The following is a 19915-nucleotide window of genomic DNA, read 5'->3' as shown; positions in this document are numbered from 1 at the left end:
CGCTTAAAGGGGAAGACCCACGACAAACCGCGCACCTTGCGGGTCCGACGTGATGTCCGCCTCGGTCGGACGGATGTTCTCGGCCCAGATGACGCCGCCGTGGGCCTCGACAATCTGTTTCGAGATCGCAAGTCCAAGGCCCGAGTTGTTGCCGAAATGCTCGGCAGGGCGCTGCGAATAGAAGCGCTTGAACACCTTGGTCAGGGCCTGATCCGGAATACCGGGGCCAGTGTCTTCAACAACAACCAGAACCCGGTTTTCGCGTTGGCGCACCCAAACGCGGATCGCGTCGCTTTCCTCGCAGAAGGAGATGGCATTTGTAATCAGGTTCACGAAAACCTGTGCCAGACGGGCCTCGAGCCCGTTTATGACGATGGGCTTGGACGGCAAATCCGTGATGTAGTCGATACCCTTCGATCGGGCATCTTCGCCCAGGTACTGACTGATATTGCCGATCAGCTTCAGAAGATCGAAGGGCTGCTCCTGCTCTTTGACCAGTTCAGCATCCAGGCGGGATGCGTTCGAGATGTCGCTGACAAGGCGGTCCAATCGGCGGACATCGTGCTCGATGACGCCCAACAATTTCTCGCGCTGATCGTCACGCTTGACCATTCGCAGCGTACCGACGGCCGATTGCAGGCTGGCCAAGGGGTTCTTGATCTCATGCGCGACGTCAGCCGCGAACTGTTCGTTAGCGTCTATCCGGTTGTAGAGCGCCGTCACCATTCCCCGCAGCGCACGGCTAAGCCGACCAATCTCGTCCGGGCGGGCGCTCAGGTCGGGGATGCGGATACGGCCGGGATTGACCCCAGTGCCGCGGTCCTTGCCCATTTCCGCCGCAGCGGCCAGATCCGCCAGCGGGTTCGCGATGGTCGAGGCCAGCACAAGGCTGAGACCTACCGAAACCAGCAGGGCAACGACAAACATCTGCAGAATGCGTTCCTGCTCTTTCCGAGCCAGTGCGTCGATTTCTCCGGCGGGACCGGCCATTGCGACAGCCCCCACAGGGGCGCCATCCAGAACGATTGGCGACGCCGCCACAATCACAGTGTCTCCGGCCGCGTCAGACACGGCGTGAACCTGCATGTGGCCGTCCAGCGCGTTTGGTATGATGTCCTGAACCCGCTGTGCCAGCGTCGGCGCCTCGGTTTCAGATCCGGTGGTGAAAACCGAATACAGACCATTCCAGACGGCGGTCAGGGCATCAGAGATCAACGTGCTGCCGGTCGGAACATCCGCTTCGGCCTGTATCAAGCCCGGCAATTCCGACACGGTCGAAGAACCGCGAGTCCAGCCGATCAACGTGCCTGTGCTGTCATAGACGAAGACTTCGCCGCCCTCGGGGATGCTCAGCCCGGCAAGGGTCGTCTTGACGTTCAGGTCAGAAGCGTCCCGCGATCCGGCGACCTGGCGCAGTTGGGCCTCGAAGACGTTGCTGACCAGTTGCGCATCGCCGATCAGGTCCCGCGCCGTTTGCTGGACCCTCTCTTTTCGCGTGTCGTCCAGATACAGCAGCCCAGCGACCAGGATCACCAAAGCAATCAGGTTGAACGTGATGATCTTGCGCGCCAGCGGCGAGTTGCGCAGCGTGAACAGAGTACGCCGCGATCGCCGCGCGCGCAGCTCGGCCGACTCGGGGTCTTGCGGGATGACCCAATCATCGCCCAGAACGACGTCACCGTCGCGCAACTCGCTGGATTGCTCGGTGTCACGCACGAAACAAATTCACCTTTGCAGAAAGCCGGCCCGGCTTATTCCTCGTTGTAACGGTACCCGATACCGTACAGCGTTTCGATAGCCGAAAACTCGGGATCAGCCGCACGCATCTTCTTGCGCAGACGCTTGATGTGGCTGTCGATGGTCCGGTCGTCGACATAGACCTGATCGTCATATGCGACATCCATCAGCTGATCGCGGCTTTTGACGAAGCCGGGGCGCTGCGCCAAGGCCTGTAGCAGCAGGAATTCCGTGACCGTCAGCGAAACATCGGTTCCCTTCCAGCTGACCGCGTGACGCAGGGGGTCCATGCGCAGATCGCCGCGCTCCATCACCTTTGCGTCCCCGGTGGTTGCCGCCGACGCATCCCCGTCGGTCGCTTCCTGACGGCGCAGCAGCGCACGGATGCGCTCAACCAGAAGGCGTTGAGAGAACGGCTTTTTCACGTAGTCATCCGCGCCCATCCGCAGGCCCAGAACCTCGTCGATCTCATCGTCTTTGGACGTGAGGAAAATCACCGGCATCTGGGTTTTCTGCCGCAGCCGCTGCAGCAGATCCATGCCGTCCATGCGGGGCATCTTGATGTCCAGAACCGCCATATCCGGCAGTTTCTTGTTGAACGCGTCAAGGGCTGCCTGCCCGTCATTGTAGGTTTCGACCTCGAACCCTTCGGCCTCGAGCGTCATGGATACGGACGTCAGAATGTTCCGATCGTCATCCACCAGTGCAATCTTAGACATAGGGCTGCCCCTTTACCTGCTCACTCACGATATATTTTTGCTTTTTGTAGGGCATTCTTGGCTTTTTTAAGGCCGCGAATCAATCCGGATGTACGAATCGCGCCACATTGTTCACGATCCTGCGACAAAAAGGTCGTCCTGCGCTTCCGAAAGTGCCCGGGTTTTCCGACCGGAAAATCTTGGTTGCGCTAAACCCGGCCTTGGTTGCGCTAACTGTGCCAAACCGTCCTGTTCATGCCCTAAACGGCCGTGATATGAGGCCTTTATCCGCCGGACTAACCGGCACTACGCCTCATGAGCGCAGACGGCCCCAACCGCCGCAGCGCCGCCACAGGAGAAGACACGAATGACATTTGGACGGGTAAACCCGCAGTTCCGCCTCGAAGATCAAGGCATCGAGGGGCTGGGCAATGTCTATTACAACTTGATGGAGCCGGCGCTGATTCAGAAGGCGCTCAAGCGGAATGAAGGCACGCTGGGCAATGGCGGAGCGTTTCTGGTGTCCACCGGCAAGTTCACAGGCCGGTCCCCCAAGGACAAGCACGTCGTCCGGACCGAAAGCGTGGCGGACAGCATCTGGTGGGAAAACAACGCAGAAATGAGCCCCGATGGCTTTGACGCGCTGTACACTGACATGCTGGCCCATATGAAAGGCAAGGACTACTTCGTTCAGGATCTGGTTGGCGGCGCGGATCCCGCCTATGCGATCAATGTGCGCATGGTTACGGAACTGGCATGGCACAACCTGTTCATCCGGCACCTGCTGCGTCGCCCGGACCGCGAGGACCTGGACGAATTCGTCGCAGATTACACCATCATCAACTGCCCCAGCTTCCAGGCGGACCCGAAAAAGCACGATTGCCGCAGCGAAACGGTGATCGCGCTGAACTTTGACCGCAAACTGATTCTCATCGGCGGCACCGAATACGCGGGCGAGAACAAGAAGTCCGTGTTTACGCTTCTGAACTACCTGCTGCCGGAAAAAGGCGTGATGCCGATGCACTGCTCGGCAAACCATGCGGTGGGCAACCCGGTCGACACCGCCGTGTTCTTCGGCCTGTCCGGAACCGGCAAGACCACGCTTTCGGCTGATCCGGCACGTGTTCTGATCGGCGACGACGAGCACGGCTGGTCGGATCGCGGGACCTTCAACTTCGAAGGCGGATGCTATGCCAAGACCATCAATTTGAGCGCCGAAGCGGAACCCGAGATCTACGCGACCACGTCGAAGTTCGGCACGGTGATCGAGAACATGGTCTTTGATCCCGAAACCCTGAAACTGGATTTCAACGATGACAGCCTGACCGCCAACATGCGGTGCGCCTACCCGCTGGAATACATTTCGAACGCCTCCAAGACGGCGCTGGGCGGGCACCCGAAAAACATCATCATGCTGACCTGTGATGCCTTTGGCGTCCTGCCGCCGATCGCCCGGCTGACCCCGGCGCAGGCGATGTACCACTTCCTGTCGGGCTTCACCTCGAAGGTTGCCGGAACCGAGCGCGGCGTGACCGAGCCGCAGCCCACCTTCTCGACCTGCTTCGGCGCCCCGTTCATGCCGCGCCGCCCCGAGGAATACGGCAAGCTGCTGCGCGACAAGATCGCCCAGCACGGCGCAACCTGCTGGCTGGTCAATACCGGCTGGACCGGCGGCGCATACGGTGTGGGCAGCCGGATGCCGATCAAGGCCACGCGTGCCCTGCTGACTGCGGCTCTTGACGGCTCGTTGGCCGATGCCGAGTATCGCAAGGACGCCAATTTCGGCTTCGACGTTCCGGTGACGGTCCCCGGCGTGCCCGAAGTTCTGTTGGATCCGCGCCGTACCTGGGACGATCAGGCCGCTTTCGACAAACAGGCGGAAAAGCTGGTGCACATGTTTGCCGAGAACTTTGAACAGTATTTGCCGTTCATCGACGAAGACATCAAAGCCGTCGCAATCGGCTGAACCGACATGCAGGGGCCGGTTGCGTGCCCCTGCGCGCACAATAACGGGTCCTTGCAGTTATTTGTTCTTCCTGCAGTTGTAATGCGACATTGGCATGAACAAATTCGTTGCCCGCCTAAAAATCATGCAGTAAATCAAGGACCCATTACAAGGAAATAGCCCGGCGCAAAATGCACCGGGCGAAGACTGAAAAAACCTTTGGGCAGCTCGCGCGCGGACACTCACACTCGCAAGATGAGCAGCCTAATCAAGGCGGTAGTGTATTATCAAGGGGATGAGTGTCAACATGAGATATGCCGCGTGATAGGCGACTATCATGGGTCATTTGACCAAGCGGATATCAACTGGTGGCACTGGTAAAATCAGGAATGGAAATGACCGAGATCTCGAAACTGGCGGAACTGCGCAAGTTGATGCAGAGCATGGAACGCACGTTGGGGCTCGAAGAGCTTTCTCCGGTAGAGCGTGACATTTATTACGCGGCCGAAGAATTGTCGAAAGACACGCGCGAAGTCCGGACCTATGGCCTGATCGAGCACACTTTGGTGCAAAGCGTTTCGCGCCCGACCTTCTTCCGCGCCCTCAAGTCGCTGGTACAGAAGGGCTACTTGTCCCAAAGCGGAAACGCCAACCGGGGACGGTATGTCGTCAACGCCCCGCGTTGACCGCCGAGCAATCCTGAAAGAAGCATGACGTGATGCGATCGTGGGCCTCTGACACGTTTTACGCTTCGTTGGCCTATATCGGCGCATCGTTTCTGACCTTTTGGGTTTTGATGCCCATGCAGAACGTGTTCTTTCCAGAGTACCCCAGCCGCGCCAGCCTGTTGTTTCTTCCGCACGGCGTGCGGGTCCTTGCGGCGTGGCTCTTGGGGTGGCGTGCGATACTGGCCATGCTGCCCGGTGTCTTTCTGGTTTTCGCGACACTCGGTGGCTCGGACGTTTTTCTGACCAGCCGCCTGCTGGCCATCTTGATTGCGGTCACGACGGCGCCGGCCGTATTCTATTTGTTGAAATGGCTAGGATGGGATCTGTTTCCCGCCGCTGATCGGGCGCCCTGCTGGGCCTGCATCATGGGGGTCGGGGTCATCACGTCAATCCTGGTGTCCGGCCTGACCAACCTGGCTTTTGGCAGCGCGACGGCCGAGTATTTTGCCTTTTTGATCGGCGATCTTTCGGGACTGCTGTTCCTGATGTTCGGACTGTTTTTTGCCTTCCGCTATTTTGAACGTAAGGGTTGAGCGTTCAACCGAACACCCCCCTGCGCAGCAAGTTCGCACCTGCGATCATCAGAACCAACAAAGTCGCCTTGCGGAACGTGGCCTGATCAATCCGATCATGCATCTGCAATCCCAGCCACATGCCGGCCAAAGCCGGAAGGGTCAGCGCAGCCGAGAACGGCACGGTTTCAGCCCGCAACACGCCTGATCCAATATGCGCCACGACCAGAGCCAAGGCTCCCAAGCCATAGATCACACCCTGTATGCGCAATTGTTCAGATTTGGGTGTATTCAGCGCAGTCAGATAGGCAACGGTCGGAGGTCCCCAAACGCCTGATATGCCGCCAATGAACCCGGTAACGGCACCGACTGCGGCCTCGATCTTCGGCGATTGTTCAGACAGGCTCAGTTTAACGCCCAGCAGTTGGATCGTGGCAAAGAACGTGACGGGAATTCCGATCATCAGAAGGAAAGCCCGCGATGGAACCAAGCTGATCAGCTGAGCGCTCCCCAACAGAAAGACCAGCCCGACGGAAAGAAAGACCCGGAACTGCCGGATCGAAGACATCGCTGCCGCGCTTCCTTCTCTCAAGGCCTGGATCCCGTTCGTCACAACCGTTGGCAGGATCAGCCCGGCCAGCGCAAGCTGGGGCGGCAGCATCATGCTGAGCCCTGAAATCAGGACCATCGGCATGGCGAAACCGACCATGCCTTTCACCGCTCCGGCCAGAAAGGCGACCGCGAACGCAAGGCAGAGTTCGGGCAGGGACATCAAAGAAAAAAGATCCATTTCCCCTACATATCACCGCAGAATTTCTCTGCACCGCAAAATTCGTTACGTAATTTTTGGACCTTTTCGACGCATTCTGTGAATTTTTGTTGCGCTGCAGTTGCAGCATGATATGACCAGACAACCCAGCAAAGGACGTGATTCATGGCCCATGACGGACAAGATATGACGAACATGACTTCTCAGCCGGTTCTGCCTGATCTTCTGACCCTGACGGGGGCCGCGCTGCCGGCGGTTCAGTCCGTCTTTGACCGGGCGCGCGATGCGGTGCGCGAGATGGTCTCGGCCGAGGGTCGCGTCTCGGGCGCTTTGGTCGAGGCGAACCAGACCGCCGCGCATGGGCTGGCCTGGCTGGCGACCTACAACCAGTCGCTGCAGCAGATGCAGAAATGGGCCGAGGCGCTGGACGCACAAGGCAAGTTCGGCGAGTTGGAGCAGCTGCTGCACCAGATCGCCTTTGGCGAATACCTGCACCAGGTCGCCGGCGGCATTCCGATGAACCAGGGCGAGGTCGTGCGCCTGCAGGATCTGGGGCTGGGCTGGGATGCGCTGTCGGGCTTCCAATGCGCCGAGGTGCAGACTCTGATGGCACAGGCCAACAGCCAAGCCGCGCGCAGCCGTCTGGTTCAGCTGATGCAAGACCAGTCTGGGGCCACGATGTTCGGCGCCTCGGGCCTGGACGAAGAGCTTGAGATGATCCGCGAGCAGTTCCGCCGCTATGCGCTGGATCGGGTCGAGCCAAACGCCCATGAATGGCACCTCAAGGACGAGCTGATCCCGATGGAAATCATCGAGGAACTGGCCGAGATGGGGGTCTTTGGCCTGACCATCCCCGAGGAATATGGCGGGTTCGGCCTGTCCAAGGCGTCGATGTGCGTCGTCTCCGAAGAACTGTCGCGCGGGTATATCGGCGTCGGCAGCCTTGGCACCCGGTCCGAGATCGCGGCCGAGTTGATCATCGCGGGCGGCACCGACGACCAAAAGGCCCAATGGCTGCCCAAGATCGCCAGCGCCGAGATCTTGCCGACGGCCGTATTCACCGAACCCAACACCGGGTCGGATCTGGGCAGCCTGCGCACCCGCGCGGTCAAGGACGAAAACGGCGACTACAAGATCACCGGCAACAAGACCTGGATCACCCATGCCGCGCGCACCCATGTGATGACGCTGCTGGCGCGCACCGATCCCGAAACCACCGACCATCGCGGATTGTCGATGTTCCTGGCCGAAAAGACGCCCGGCACCGACGACGACCCCTTCCCGACCCCCGGCATGACAGGCGGCGAGATCGAGGTGCTGGGCTATCGCGGCATGAAGGAATACGAGCTGGCCTTCGACGGCTTCCACGTCAAGGGCGAGAACCTGCTGGGCGGCGAGGAAGGCAAGGGCTTCAAGCAGCTCATGGAAACCTTCGAATCCGCGCGTATCCAGACCGCCGCCCGCGCCATTGGCGTGGCCCAAAGCGCGCTGGACATCGCCATGCAATACGCGCAGGAGCGCAAGCAATTCGGCAAGGCCCTGATCAACTTCCCGCGCGTGTCCGGCAAGCTGGCGATGATGGCGGTCGAGATCATGATCGCGCGCCAACTGACCTATTTCAGCGCCTGGGAGAAGGACAACGGCCACCGCTGCGACCTGGAGGCCGGGATGGCCAAGCTGCTGGGCGCCCGTGTCGCCTGGGCCGCGGCCGACAACGGGTTGCAGATTCACGGCGGCAACGGCTTTGCACTGGAATACAAGATCAGCCGGGTGCTGTGCGACGCCCGCATCCTGAACATCTTTGAAGGTGCCGCCGAGATTCAGGCGCAAGTCATCGCGCGGCGTCTGCTGGCCTGAACGCCCGCCCGTCGCGGTTTCCCCAACTTGACCCGGCCCAGCGCCGGGTCTTTTCTTTTCTGGCAAGCCAAAAGCGCCGAGTGACCAGATCTGCCCTGTTCATTTCACCCAACCGGACCCGCCGGACACATGGGCCGGGAAAATTCCCCCTTGGGTCCTGGTACAGGTTTCGGCTAAGTAGCGGTCGAACCGCATCGTGCTGCGCCGCGGCTACGCAGATGCCGAACCGATCTTTGCGGAGTGACCATGGCGCGCCTACTGATCCTTGTTCTTGGCCTCCTGTTTGCAGGATGCAGCACGCCCTCCGGCTCGACCTCGGGCGATGTTGCCGGTCTGACCCGCGCCATTCAGAACCTCGGCCCCGATGTCGATCCGCAGGAAGCCGCCCGCGCGGCGCAGATCGCCCATGACTATGCGCTGCAGCTGAGGGCCGAATACCGGGTCACCGATCCGGCGATCATCCACAACGCCAAAGTCATCAACGGTTTTCGCGAACGCGGGCTGTGCAATGACTGGGCCGAGGACATGCTCAAGCGGCTGCGGCAAGAGAATTTCCGCACGCTGGACCTGCACTGGATCACTTCGCCGCCGACCCCGTTCCGGATCATCCACCACTCGGCCGCGATTAGTGCCAAGGGCGACGGGCCCTATGACGCGATCGTTCTGGACGGCTGGCGCAACGGGGGTCACCTGTTCTGGGCCCCGGTGCGCGAGGACACACGCTACAACTGGCGCCCCCGGATGGAAGTGCGCGCCGAACTGCTGGCGCAATGACGCCAAGTCGGGATAGAAAGCCCTCATGCTGCGCCTGAGCCTGATCCTGCCCGCCCTTGCCCTGCTGCAATGCGACCGCGACGAAAGCGTCGCCGCCTATGGCGCAGCCGACCGCACCTGGGTGCTGCAGGAGGTGAACGGCCAGCCCTATGAGGCCAGCGCCCTGCTGCGCTTTCCCGAAGACGGCAAGATTGCCGGAAACGCGCCCTGCAACAGCTACTCGGGCACATTGAACGCGCCCTATCCGTGGTTCGAAATCACCGACCTGACCGCCACCCGCGCCGCCTGCGCCGGGCTTGAGGCCGAAGGATTCTATTTCGCCGCGCTGCTGGCGATGACGCAGTCCGAGGTGTCGGGCGACGTGCTGATCCTGCGCAACGAGGACGGGCACGAGATGGTGTTCAAAGCCGCCGAGTGAACTGATCGACAAAGCGGGCGCGGGCCTCGGGCAGCGGCGTGTGACCCAGCGATGGCGCCACGCGATGCGCCAGAAAATAGCCGGTCGTGCGCAGCCCGGCGGCGATCTCGTCATCCGGGGCGGCCCCCTGCCCGCGCAGCACCGGCGGCAGAGGCAGCAGGCGGTCGGCCCAATCCCCGGCGCCTTCGGCGCTGACCGCCCGGCCGGTCTTAGGCGAGACATAGGCCAGCCCCTCGGTAGTGCCGGTCACGGCACAGCGGGTCAGGTCCAGCCCAAAACCCAGCTCTTCAAGCAGGGCCAGTTCCCAGCGCAGGTAAGCCAGCGGCCAGATCTCGTCCTGGCCCAGCAGATCCATCAGCTGTTCCGTCTGTCGATAGATTGCGGGGTGTGGTTCGCGCTCAGGCAGGCAGAAGGACAGCAGCGCCACGACCGCGTTCAGCCCCGACAGCGCCAGCCGCCCCGAAAACGCCGCCGCCGCGCGCGAGCGCAACGGCTCGACCTGGAAGGTGCCGATATGTTCCTGCAGCCGCGCCCGCCACAGCACGTCCAACTGCGCGCCGGGTTGCAGGATGGGCGCGATCTTGCGGCTGGCACCCCCGCGCACCACGCCCGCATGTCGGCCATGGGTTTCGGTGAAAACCTCGATGATGGCCGCGGTTTCGCCGTGGCCGCGGGCGGTCAGAAGAATGCCATGGTCGCGCCAGTCCATGCGGGGCCCTTGGGTTGCCTTGAGATCGCGTCGGACCGCGACGGTACGGCGCGGCGCGGAAAGAAGCAAATTCAATCGAAGGACGCCGACTGACGTGCCGGAATTGTGGACTTGGACCCGGGGCGATATTACCCAGAACAGGCAGCCACGAGACCAGACATGACCGACGCGACCTTTCCCAGTTTCAACCCTGCCTTCCGCCGCGCGGACATGACAGTGCATGCAGTGGGTCTGGCGTTGATCTTGATTGCGGGCGGCTTGCTTGTGGCTAAGGCGGCAACCCATCTGCAAGCCGCGTTGGTGGCCGCCGTCGTGGTTTACGTCTTGTGTGCGCTGGCGTCGAACCTGGCGTCCTGGGCTTATCACTTTCTACCGCTGCACGAGCGGCGCACACTGCTGCGGCGCATTGATCACGCGGCGATCTACCCCAGCATAACAGGCACCTTCACACCGTTCTTCGTTCTGGCTGGCACGACCTGGACCCTGGGCCTGCTGGTGGTGTGTTGGGCGCTGACGGCGGTAGCGGTCTGGAACAAGATCACCAACGAGACAGTGAAATCGCGCTGGTCGACGGCATCCTACCTGGGGTTGGGCGCGCTGGGGCTGCTGGCCCTGCCCGACCTGCGGGGCGTACCGGTGGCGACGTTGTGGTGCATTCTGGCCGGGTCGGGTTGCTATGTGATCGGAACCGCGTTCTACGCCCGCAAGACGCTGCCCTACCGCTATGCGATCTGGCATATCTGGGTGAACCTGGGCGGGATCGCCATGTTCGCGGGCGTCTGGCTGGCGTTATCGCCTTTGTGGTAACGCAGCCCTAGTCCAGCCCCTCTTCGTTCAACAGGTGCCGGCCTTGCCGGTCTTCGACCTCGATCACCCAGAGGTCGGGGTCAAAGCTGCGCTGCCGGGCGATGGCCTCGTCCACCTCGGCCTCGGGACCTTTGGCCAGTTCGATCCACTTGCGCGCGCCGCTGAGCAGGTCGAAGCTGCGCTGAAAGGCGGTGGCATTGCCGTCGAGCGTGTTGAGCTTGACCAGAACCGCGCCGGCAGTGTCGTCGCCATGGGCTACGACAAAGGCGGGGATCTCGTGCAGGCGCAGCCGGGCCAGGTAGGCGTGGATCCAGAACTCGGCCGTCAGGCGGGTCATGCGTTGCCGTCTTTGAAGTCCAGTCCCATTTCCGAGTAGCGCTCGGCCTCTTCCAGCCAGTTGGGCCGGACCTTCACCTGCAGGAACAGGTGGACCTTGCGATCGAGGAATTCCTCCAACTCGGCCCGGGCGGCCTGGCTGACGGCCTTGATTGTCTCGCCGCGCTTGCCCAGCACGATGCCCTTGTGGCCGTCGCGCATGACATAGATGATCTGGTCGATCTTGGCCGAACCATCCTTGCGCTCCTCCCAGTTCTCGGTCTCGACCGTCAGCTGATAGGGCAGCTCCTGATGCAGGCGCAGGGTCAGCTTCTCGCGCGTGATCTCGGCCGCGATCATGCGCAGCGGCAGATCGGCGATCTGGTCTTCGGGATAAAGCCAGGGGCCTTCGGGCAGATGCTGTGCCAGCCAGGCACGCAAGTCCTCGACGCCGTGGCCCTTCTCGGCAGAGATCATGAAGGTTTCGGCAAAGGGGAAGCGGTCATTCAGGTCGCGGGTCAGTGACAGCAGCGCGGGGGCTTCGACACGGTCGATCTTGTTGATCGCCAGCGCCACCTTGCGGCCCTGCGCGATCTCGGACAAGCCGTCCAGGATGCGCTCGACGCCTTCGGTGATGCCGCGATGCGCTTCGACCATCAACACGATGATGTCGGCATCGGCCGCGCCACCCCAGGCCGCCGCGACCATCGCGCGGTCAAGCCGGCGGCGGGGTTTGAACAGGCCCGGCGTATCGACGAAGACCAGTTGCGCATCACCCTCCATCGCCACGCCGCGGATCCGGGCGCGCGTGGTCTGCACCTTGTGCGTCACGATCGAGACCTTGGCCCCGACCATGCGGTTCAGAAGGGTGGATTTGCCTGCGTTGGGCTCTCCGATCAGGGCGATGAATCCGGCGCGTGTCGTCATTGTGTGGTGATCCTGTTTTCAAGTGCGCATCCCTATCGCAGAAAGGCACAGCGGGCCAGAGGCATTTGTCGCATTGCCGGGCCGGTACAGGAGTGGCAGGACAGGCGCACAGGCCAAGCCGATCCCAGCCAGGCCGCAGACCCGCATCTTGAGGATCAGGCATGAAACGACGGGAGCTTCTTTTATCCGGCGGCGCTGCGATTGGAGCCGTCGGCTTGGGTGGACTTGCAATCGCGTCCAATAGCTCCGATCAGGAACTGGTGGTTCAAAGCGCCAGCTACATGTTTCGGGACCAGCCTACGCAAGGAATGGTCAGCCTGAGCCCCGACGCTCCGCCGCCCGTCCTTTTTGGACGTCAGGGTGAAGCGATGAGACTGACGGTCAAAAACACTCTGTCCGACTATACCTCGATGCACTGGCACGGGATGCGCATCCGCAATGATATGGATGGCGTGCCTTATCTGACCCAGATGCCGCTGGGACAGAACGAAAGCTTCACCTACGAGTTCACACCCCCAGACGCCGGAACCTACTGGTATCACCCGCACTGCATGACGATGGAGCAGATGGCGCACGGCCTGACCGGAGTGATGGTCATCGCCGAGCCTGAAGACGTCGGGTTCGACAGCGAGCAAGTGATCAACCTGCGGGACTTTCGCCTGGACGAGACGGGGGCATTTCTGCCCGCCTACACCCAGCGGGGCGCGGCCAGAGCCGGAACTTTCGGCAATGTGCAGACCGCGAACTGGTACCAGCACCCAATCTATGACCACTCCGCCGGCAGCCTCGTGCGGCTGCGACTGCTCAATTCGGACACGACCCGGATCTACAAATTGCACCTGACGGGCGGAAACGCGCAGATCATCGCGTGGGACGGTCACCCGGTCACCGCCGAACTGCCGATGCCGAGTGCAGATGATCCCTTGCTGGTGGGCCCCGGTCAGCGTGTGGACTTTGCCGTTGCGATGCCAGACGGCGAAGGGGCGCAGGTCGACCTTGTGGCCAAACTGCCCGGTCAGCCCTTGAGGACGATGGCCAGCCTGCGATCGGTCGGGCGATCCGCGCACCGGGACCTGAGAGAACTGAAGCCTTTGCCGAAGAACCCGGTCGCCCTGCCCGATCTCGGCAACGCTCAGGTGCACGAATTCGTCTTCGGCTGGACGCCAGAAGGTGAACTGCCGGACAATGGGTTCTGCGGGTCACTTGGATACAATTTCTGGTCGATCAACCGGGTTCCCTGGCCCGGAGATGCTGCTGCGGACGTCGGGCCACTGGCGACGCTGGAACTGGGCAAAAGCTATGTCTTGAGGCTGCGCAATGAATCTCCGAACCTGCATCCGATCCATCTGCACGGGCTGGTCTTTGTGCCGTTGCGATCAAACCTGCGAGAATTGCCGCCGCTGGTGACGGACACCATGCTGCTGTTGAAAGACGAGGTCGTCGAAATCGGGCTGGTCGCAGACAATCCGGGCGACTGGGCCTTTCACTGCCATGTGATCGAACACCAGAAGACCGGGCTGACCGGGTTCTTGCGGGTCGTTTGAGCGGCAAGGTCTAGCCGTTGCAGACGTGGTTCGTGATAGGTGGACAGCCCTCGCGGACATTCCCGGACAGATCAAGAGCAGGTAACACCGCGATCGAAGAGATCAGCTTGTCACACGATCCAGCAGAGCCTGCGCAGCCGCCTGTTCCGCCTGACGTTTGGAGCCGGCCGTTGCTTGGGCCTCGGATCCGTCCTGCAGCCGGGCCGCGATGGTGAAAACGGGGGCGTGATCCGGACCGCTGCGTGAAATCTCGACATAGGCGGGCGGTTTCTGCCCGCGCGCCTGCGCCCATTCCTGAAGCGATGTCTTGGCATCGCGCGCATCCGCTTCGACCGTGTGAATCCGATCACCCCACAGCGACAGGATCACTTGCTGCGCCGCCTCAAAACCGGCATCGCGATAGACCGCGGCTATAACTGCCTCCATGGCGTCGCCCAAAAGCGCCTGCTTGCGGCGCCCGCCCGACAGCATCTCTGACCGGCCCAGCTTCAGAACCGCGCCGATATCGATCTGGCGGGCAACGTCGGCACAGGTTTCCTTGCGCACCAGTGCGTTGAATCGGGGGGCCAGTTGGCCTTCGGTGGCCTTCTGATCGGCCTCGAGCAAAGCGGTGGCCATCACAAGCCCCAGCACACGGTCACCCAGAAACTCGAGCCGCTGGTTGTCCGGACGTGTCGAAGACGAGACCGACCCGTGCGTCAGCGCCCGAACCAGTAGTTCGGGATTGGCGAACCTGTGTCCAAGGCGTTTTTCGAACGCCTTCATGTCGGTCGACAGCTTCAATTGACCGCCTTGAAGAACCGGTCACCGCGCCAGGTCCAGAAGAACAGCATCGAACGCCCGGCGGACGAGAACATGATGCGGTCGGCTCGACCGATCAGGTTTTCATAAGGAACGTAGCCGACGCCGCCTGCGACCTGCGGCACGCGGCTGTCACTGGAATTGTCACGGTTGTCGCCCATGAAGAAGTAGTGCCCTTCCGGCACGGTGTAGACACCCGTGTTGTCGGTACTCTGGTTGCCGATATTCAGGATTTCGTGTGACACGCCGCCCGGCAGCGTTTCGATCATCCGGGTCTTCTCACAGGTGCCGCCCACGCCGACCGGGCCGTTTTCACAGCGCGGCCGAAGGCGCTGAGGCCCTTGCGGCTCGGCGATTTCGGTAAAAGTGCCATCCGGGGTCTGCTTGGCTTCGGTACCGTTGATGTAGACCACGCCATCCTTGATCTGGATCTTGTCTCCGGGCAGGCCGATCAGGCGCTTGATGTAGTCGCGCCCCGAAACCGGATGGCGGAACACGATGACGTCGCCACGCTCGGGCTCGCCGCCCAGCAGTCGGGTATTGTCGCCCCCCATCCAGCCGCAGATGTCCTCGGCATCGACATCGAGGCCGACGCTGGGGATGATCAGACTGGGGCAGGACGCGTAGGAATAGCCATAGGCCATCTTGTTGACGAACAGGAAATCACCGATCAGCAGCGTGGGTTTCATCGACCCCGATGGAATCCAGAACGGCTGAAAGAACAGAGTGCGGAAAACGCCCGCGATCAGCAGGGCATAGACGATGGTCTTGATCGTCTCCCAGATGGCGTTTCCGGATTTGGCTTGCTCGGCCATACTGCTCTCCAGTCCTTGCTCGGCTCGGGGGGTTACATGCGGCGCGGTCGCGGGGGTGTCAAGGCCGCTGCGTCGGGATCACCAAGCGGGCGCGCCTCGATCACCACGAAGGCCTGCGCCCATGGATGATCGTCGGTCAAGGTGACGTGGATGATCGCCTCGTGCCCTTCGGGCGTCATTTCCTTCAGCCGTTCGGCGGCCCAGCCGGTCACATGCATCACGGGCTGACCTGTGCGCAGATTGGTAACTGCCATGTCCTTCCAGGCGATGCCCATACGCAGCCCCGTGCCCAGCGCCTTGGAGCACGCCTCTTTTGCGGCCCAGCGCTTGGCGTAGGTTCCGGCCGTATCCCGCCGGCGCTCGGCCTTGCGCTGCTCGGTCTCGGTGAAGACACGGTTGCGGAACCGGTCACCGAACCGATCGAGCGTGCCCTGAATGCGCTCGATATTCGCAAGATCCGTACCAATGCCGAGTATCATGAGTGCGTCTCTTTCTTTGCCCTTTCAAGAGCCTTGAACGCAGACCGGGCGCCCACCCACAGGAATAGTCGCGAAATGAGAAACGCCACGACAAAGGTGATCGTGAAACCGATCACCAAAAAGTTCACCGGGATACCGGCCAATCCCTCGGACATGCCTGGAACGACAAGAAAGAACAGCCCAGCCATGACCAGGTTAGCCAACATGCCGACGATGCCCATCCATAGTGCGGCGCTCCACATGTCGCCGCTGCCCGGCATGGTCTGGTGCGTCTGAACCTGTCGGTGTCCTTCCAAAGTCGCGGCGGCCAAAAAGGGGATGAACGGCAGGAAACTGCTGGACAAGTCAATTCCGAACACCGCCGAAACGCCAAACAAAACGGCCGGGACCGCGATCGAGGTGATCACGAAGACGACAAGAAACCTGGGAATGTTCAAGCGCATCGGGAGATCCAGATGAAGGAGGCTTCAAGGCAGCGGATCATTGGCGCGCCTCATCCATCAGACGGCGCATTTCCTGAATGGCTGGGGTGAGACCCCGGAAGATGGACTCGCCGATCAGGAAATGGCCAATGTTCAACTCGCGCACTTCGGGGAAGGCGGCAACGGGCTGGACCGTGTCATAGGACAGGCCATGGCCGGCATGCACTTCGAGGCCCAGCGAATGGGCAAAGGCCGACATCTTGCGCAGCGCCTCCAGTTCGCGTTGCGCGTCGTCCACCCGACCCTCGGCATGAGCGTCGCAATAGGCACCAGTGTGCAGCTCGATCACTTCGGCGCCGATGCGGTGGGCGGCCTCGATCTGCTTGGGGTCTGCGGCGATGAAGATCGACACCCGGCAACCGACGTCACGAAGGGGCGCGATGAAATGCGCCAGACGGTTTTCCTCGCGCGCGACTTCCAGGCCACCTTCGGTGGTACGTTCCTCGCGCTTTTCGGGGACGATGCAGACCGCGTGCGGCTTGTGGCGCAGAGCGATCTTCTGCATCTCATCCGTAGCCGCCATTTCAAAGTTCAGCGGAACCGACAGAACCTCCATCAGCCCGTCGATATCGGCATCCGAGATATGCCGCCTGTCTTCGCGCAGGTGCGCGGTGATGCCGTCGGCCCCGGCCTCTTCGGCAAGCTTTGCGGCGCGAAGCGGGTCGGGATAGGCGCCGCCACGGGCGTTGCGCACGGTGGCGACATGGTCGATATTCACGCCCAGGCGCAGAGGGGTGTCAGACATCCTTCGAATCCTTTTTTCTCGCGTCGCCCGAGCCTATCGGGTTTGGTCGGGGAACGGCAGAGCTTGCTTCGGCCAAGCGTTTGATTTCTTCGAACTTCGCCTTGATCTTTGCGCGGCGCCGCATCTGATAGGTTCGGATCACCGGCAGGCTGATATAGGTGCAGATCACGCCGGCCACGATGCCGGGAATGATGCCGCCAATCATGTAGGGAAAGAACACGTCGTCATAAAATTGGGACAGCCCGTGCCAATCAGCGACCCGATCGGAAAACATCGCCAGGAAGTTATCCTTGAGGTCCCCCATCGCGCTGGCAAATTTGCCCATCAGTCCCTTGGTGTCACCCTCTTCGTATTCGGTGCCCAGCAGGAAATGCCCAGTTTGCAGGCAGACCACGCCGATCGGAACGTAGGTCAGCGGGTTGCCGAAGAACGTGCCGCTCAACGCGGCAAGGATGTTGCCGTTCAGCAGCCGGGCCAAGACCGCGGCAACCAGAAAATGAAGGCCGTAGAAAGGAGTGAAGGACGCGAACACCCCGGCCCCGACGCCACGGGCAATGCGCTCGGGCGAATCCGGGAGACGACGGACACGGTGTTTGACATAGTGGAAGGCGCGGGTCCAACCGCCGCGAGGATAGACCAACTCGGACAGGACCTGGAGTACCGAGCGGCGATCACGGCGCTTGAAAACCACTCCTGATCACCCCTTCTCAGCCAGCTGCGACCGCAGCGCTTGTCATGTCCCGGTACCGTTCGACTGCAGCCACGTCACTTTCCGCCTCGAGCATCAGCATCAGCGAATGCAGCTGTTCAAGATCCCGCACCTCGATACTGATCAGCAGACGATAGAAATCAGGCTTCCGGTCCACGAATTCCAGGTTCGAGATATTGGCCTTTTTCTCGCCGATCAATGTGCAAATACGTCCCAGCACGCCGGCGTCATTACCGATGGTCAGTTCCAACGTGGCGCCGTAAGCGGCCGGATGCGTGCCGGTATGCCAGTGAAGATTCACCCACCGTTGCGGCTGATCCTCGAATTCGGCAAGGCGATCGCAATCGATGGAATGCACCACCACGCCCTTGCCCCGAGACGTGATGCCCACGATGCGTTCGCCCGGCAAAGGCTGGCAGCAAGGCGCGCGTTCAAACCCCTGCCCCGGCTCAAGCCCGATCACGGCGCGACGCAAGGGGATTGCTTCGCCCTCGTCGCGGGTCAGGTCGGGATAGACCGCGGCCACTACATCATGGGCGGTCAGTTCGGCACTGCCGACGCGGGCCAGCAACTCATCGCTGTTCTTGATGCGCAGGTGTTTGGCGGCGGTTTCCAATGCCTTGTCGGTCGCCTTGCGGCCAACATGTTCGAACCCCGCGCGGACCAGTTCGCGTCCCAGTTTGATGAACCGTTCACGGTCAACCTCGCGCAGGGCGCGGCGGATGGCGGTGCGGGCCTTGCCGGTCACGGCAATCTCAAGCCAGGTCACCTGCGGGGTCTGGCCGTCGGCGGTGATGATGTCGACCGATTGGCCATTCTTGAGCCGCGTCCACAGCGGCACACGGATACCGTCCACCTTGGCTCCGACACAGGCATGGCCGATGCGCGTATGAATGGCGTAGGCGAAATCGATCGGGGTCGCCCCGCGCGGCAGTTTCACCACGTCGCCCTTGGGGGTGAAGCAGAAGACCTGGTCCGAATACATCTCGAGCTTCACCGCCTCGAGGAAATCTTCGTGGTCTTCCTCGGTATCGAACTGCTCGGTCAGGTTGGCGATCCACTTGGCCGGATCGACCGCAAAGGGGTTTTCCGTCCGCACACCGTCACGATAGGACCAGTGCGCGGCCACACCTGTCTCGGCGACGTCATGCATCTGACGGGTACGGATCTGCACCTCGACCCGCTTGCCGTCACGGCCCGAGACCGTCGTATGAATCGACCGGTAGCCGTTCGATTTCGGCTGGCTGATATAGTCCTTGAACCGCCCCGGCACCGCGCGCCAGCGCTGGTGTATGGCCCCAAGGGTGCGATAGCAGTCTTCTTCGGTCTGGGTAATGATGCGGAAGCCATAGATGTCGGACAGGCGCGAGAACCCCTGATCCTTTTCCTGCATCTTGCGCCAGATCGAGTAGGGTTTCTTGGCGCGACCAAAGACTTCGGCCTCGATCCCCGCTTTCTCAAGCTCGTGCCGCATGTCGCCGGTGATCCGGTGAATCACGTCGCCGGTTTCGCGCTGCAGCGTGATGAAGCGGCGGATGATCGACTGGCGGCCTTCGGGATTGAGGACGCGGAACGCCAGGTCCTCAAGCTCTTCGCGCATCCACTGCATGCCCATCCGGCCGGCCAACGGCGCGTAGATGTCCATCGTTTCGCGCGCTTTCTGCACCTGCTTTTCAGGGCGCATTGCCTTGATCGTGCGCATATTGTGCAGGCGGTCGGCCAGCTTGACCAGGATCACCCGCAGGTCCTTGGACATGGCCATGAACAGTTTGCGGAAGTTCTCGGCCTGCTTGGTTTCGCGACTGGAAAGCTGCAGGTTGGTCAGCTTGGTGACACCGTCGACCAGCATCGCCACCTCGTCACCGAACAGTTCGGCGATCTTGGAATAGCTTGCCTTGGTGTCCTCGATCGTGTCGTGCAGCAGCGCGGTGATGATCGTGGCATCGTCCAGGCGCTGCTCGGTCAGAATGGCGGCAACTGCGACGGGATGCGAAAAATAGGGCTCGCCCGAGTGCCGGAACTGCCCTTCATGCATCTGCATTCCGAACTCATAGGCCCGGGCGATGCGATCGGCATTTGTCTTGGGGTTGTAGTTGCGGACCAGCGCAATCAGGTCTTCAACAGAAATCATCCGGTCCGCACCT

Annotated in this window: 21 protein-coding genes; 8 read left to right on the top strand and 13 right to left on the bottom strand. The window is 61.6% G+C overall.

Annotation, left to right across the window (positions count from 1 at the left end):
- Window positions 1-3: 3 nt before the first annotated feature.
- Both ACR0IR_RS17780 and ACR0IR_RS17775 read right to left on the bottom strand, forming a co-directional pair.
- Window positions 4-1716, bottom strand: coding sequence for a sensor histidine kinase (locus tag ACR0IR_RS17780; protein WP_170366296.1), 1713 nt, complete (start codon window positions 1714-1716; stop codon window positions 4-6).
- Window positions 1717-1751: 35 nt separating this feature from the next.
- Window positions 1752-2456, bottom strand: a complete 705-nt coding sequence (locus ACR0IR_RS17775) for a response regulator transcription factor (protein WP_170342637.1) — start codon at window positions 2454-2456, stop codon at window positions 1752-1754.
- Window positions 2457-2802: 346 nt separating this feature from the next.
- Here ACR0IR_RS17775 and ACR0IR_RS17770 point away from each other — a divergent pair, with 346 nt between their 5' ends.
- The 3 genes from ACR0IR_RS17770 to ACR0IR_RS17760 all read left to right on the top strand — a co-directional run bounded on the left by ACR0IR_RS17770 (window position 2803) and on the right by ACR0IR_RS17760 (window position 5641).
- The gene (locus ACR0IR_RS17770) at window positions 2803-4401 is read left to right on the top strand and encodes a phosphoenolpyruvate carboxykinase (RefSeq protein WP_170366294.1); all 1599 of its coding nucleotides are present in this window, start codon (window positions 2803-2805) and stop codon (window positions 4399-4401) included.
- Window positions 4402-4775: 374 nt separating this feature from the next.
- Window positions 4776-5066, top strand: a complete 291-nt coding sequence (locus ACR0IR_RS17765; protein ID WP_093965332.1) for a hypothetical protein — start codon at window positions 4776-4778, stop codon at window positions 5064-5066.
- 32 nt (window positions 5067-5098) lie between these two features.
- Complete coding sequence (locus tag ACR0IR_RS17760) at window positions 5099-5641, top strand: hypothetical protein (protein ID WP_254430024.1); 543 nt, start codon at window positions 5099-5101, stop codon at window positions 5639-5641.
- A gap of 4 nt (window positions 5642-5645) precedes the next feature.
- Here the strand turns inward: ACR0IR_RS17760 and ACR0IR_RS17755 are convergent, their stop codons facing one another.
- Complete coding sequence (locus ACR0IR_RS17755; protein ID WP_170343434.1) at window positions 5646-6410, bottom strand: sulfite exporter TauE/SafE family protein; 765 nt, start codon at window positions 6408-6410, stop codon at window positions 5646-5648.
- Window positions 6411-6554: 144 nt separating this feature from the next.
- On the opposite strand from ACR0IR_RS17755, the gene ACR0IR_RS17750 reads away from it, so the two are divergent.
- The 3 genes from ACR0IR_RS17750 to ACR0IR_RS17740 all read left to right on the top strand — a co-directional run bounded on the left by ACR0IR_RS17750 (window position 6555) and on the right by ACR0IR_RS17740 (window position 9438).
- Window positions 6555-8246, top strand: a complete 1692-nt coding sequence (locus ACR0IR_RS17750; protein ID WP_170366292.1) for an acyl-CoA dehydrogenase family protein — start codon at window positions 6555-6557, stop codon at window positions 8244-8246.
- Window positions 8247-8492: 246 nt separating this feature from the next.
- Complete coding sequence (locus ACR0IR_RS17745) at window positions 8493-9020, top strand: hypothetical protein (RefSeq protein ID WP_170366291.1); 528 nt, start codon at window positions 8493-8495, stop codon at window positions 9018-9020.
- 25 nt (window positions 9021-9045) lie between these two features.
- Window positions 9046-9438 carry an META domain-containing protein gene (locus ACR0IR_RS17740; RefSeq protein ID WP_170342644.1) on the top strand — a complete coding sequence of 131 codons (393 nt, stop codon included), beginning with the start codon at window positions 9046-9048 and terminating at the stop codon, window positions 9436-9438.
- On the opposite strand, the gene recO is transcribed toward ACR0IR_RS17740, so the two are convergent.
- Window positions 9422-10147, bottom strand: a complete 726-nt coding sequence (gene recO, locus ACR0IR_RS17735) for a DNA repair protein RecO (RefSeq protein ID WP_170366289.1) — start codon at window positions 10145-10147, stop codon at window positions 9422-9424. The two genes, ACR0IR_RS17740 and recO, sit on opposite strands and share 17 nt — an antisense overlap.
- 159 nt (window positions 10148-10306) lie before the next feature.
- On the opposite strand from recO, the gene trhA reads away from it, so the two are divergent.
- Complete coding sequence (gene trhA / locus ACR0IR_RS17730) at window positions 10307-10954, top strand: PAQR family membrane homeostasis protein TrhA (protein ID WP_170366288.1); 648 nt, start codon at window positions 10307-10309, stop codon at window positions 10952-10954.
- Between the two features lie 7 nt (window positions 10955-10961).
- Here trhA and ACR0IR_RS17725 read toward each other — a convergent pair whose 3' ends face one another.
- Window positions 10962-11291, bottom strand: a complete 330-nt coding sequence (locus tag ACR0IR_RS17725) for a DUF1491 family protein (RefSeq protein WP_170366286.1) — start codon at window positions 11289-11291, stop codon at window positions 10962-10964.
- Complete coding sequence (era, locus tag ACR0IR_RS17720) at window positions 11288-12196, bottom strand: GTPase Era (RefSeq protein ID WP_170343427.1); 909 nt, start codon at window positions 12194-12196, stop codon at window positions 11288-11290. Before era ends, ACR0IR_RS17725 begins: the two co-directional genes overlap by 4 nt.
- 161 nt (window positions 12197-12357) lie before the next feature.
- Here era and ACR0IR_RS17715 point away from each other — a divergent pair, with 161 nt between their 5' ends.
- Window positions 12358-13740: a multicopper oxidase family protein gene (locus ACR0IR_RS17715; protein WP_170366284.1), complete on the top strand. Its 1383-nt coding sequence runs from the start codon at window positions 12358-12360 to the stop codon at window positions 13738-13740.
- 102 nt (window positions 13741-13842) lie between these two features.
- On the opposite strand, the gene rnc is transcribed toward ACR0IR_RS17715, so the two are convergent.
- From rnc to ACR0IR_RS17680, 7 genes are read right to left on the bottom strand one after another with little or no spacing between them, the layout of a single operon-like run.
- Window positions 13843-14523, bottom strand: coding sequence for a ribonuclease III (gene rnc / locus ACR0IR_RS17710; protein ID WP_170366282.1), 681 nt, complete (start codon window positions 14521-14523; stop codon window positions 13843-13845).
- Window positions 14520-15356: a signal peptidase I gene (lepB, locus tag ACR0IR_RS17705; protein WP_170342658.1), complete on the bottom strand. Its 837-nt coding sequence runs from the start codon at window positions 15354-15356 to the stop codon at window positions 14520-14522. Before lepB ends, rnc begins: the two co-directional genes overlap by 4 nt.
- A gap of 32 nt (window positions 15357-15388) precedes the next feature.
- Window positions 15389-15835 (bottom strand): holo-ACP synthase, encoded by a 447-nt coding sequence (gene acpS, locus ACR0IR_RS17700; protein ID WP_093965271.1) that lies wholly within the window; start codon window positions 15833-15835, stop codon window positions 15389-15391.
- The gene (locus ACR0IR_RS17695; protein ID WP_170366280.1) at window positions 15832-16278 is read right to left on the bottom strand and encodes an ABZJ_00895 family protein; all 447 of its coding nucleotides are present in this window, start codon (window positions 16276-16278) and stop codon (window positions 15832-15834) included. The genes acpS and ACR0IR_RS17695 overlap by 4 nt, the downstream gene beginning before the upstream one ends.
- 37 nt (window positions 16279-16315) lie before the next feature.
- Complete coding sequence (locus tag ACR0IR_RS17690; RefSeq protein ID WP_093965268.1) at window positions 16316-17062, bottom strand: pyridoxine 5'-phosphate synthase; 747 nt, start codon at window positions 17060-17062, stop codon at window positions 16316-16318.
- Window positions 17055-17753, bottom strand: a complete 699-nt coding sequence (locus ACR0IR_RS17685; protein WP_170366279.1) for a DUF2062 domain-containing protein — start codon at window positions 17751-17753, stop codon at window positions 17055-17057. Before ACR0IR_RS17685 ends, ACR0IR_RS17690 begins: the two co-directional genes overlap by 8 nt.
- 16 nt (window positions 17754-17769) lie before the next feature.
- Window positions 17770-19902, bottom strand: coding sequence for a RelA/SpoT family protein (locus tag ACR0IR_RS17680; protein WP_170343420.1), 2133 nt, complete (start codon window positions 19900-19902; stop codon window positions 17770-17772).
- Between the last annotated feature and the right edge of the window lie 13 nt (window positions 19903-19915).

It is taken from the genome of Ruegeria sp. CF2 (genome assembly GCF_056537385.1).
This window is presented reverse-complemented; position numbering and strand designations above follow the sequence as displayed.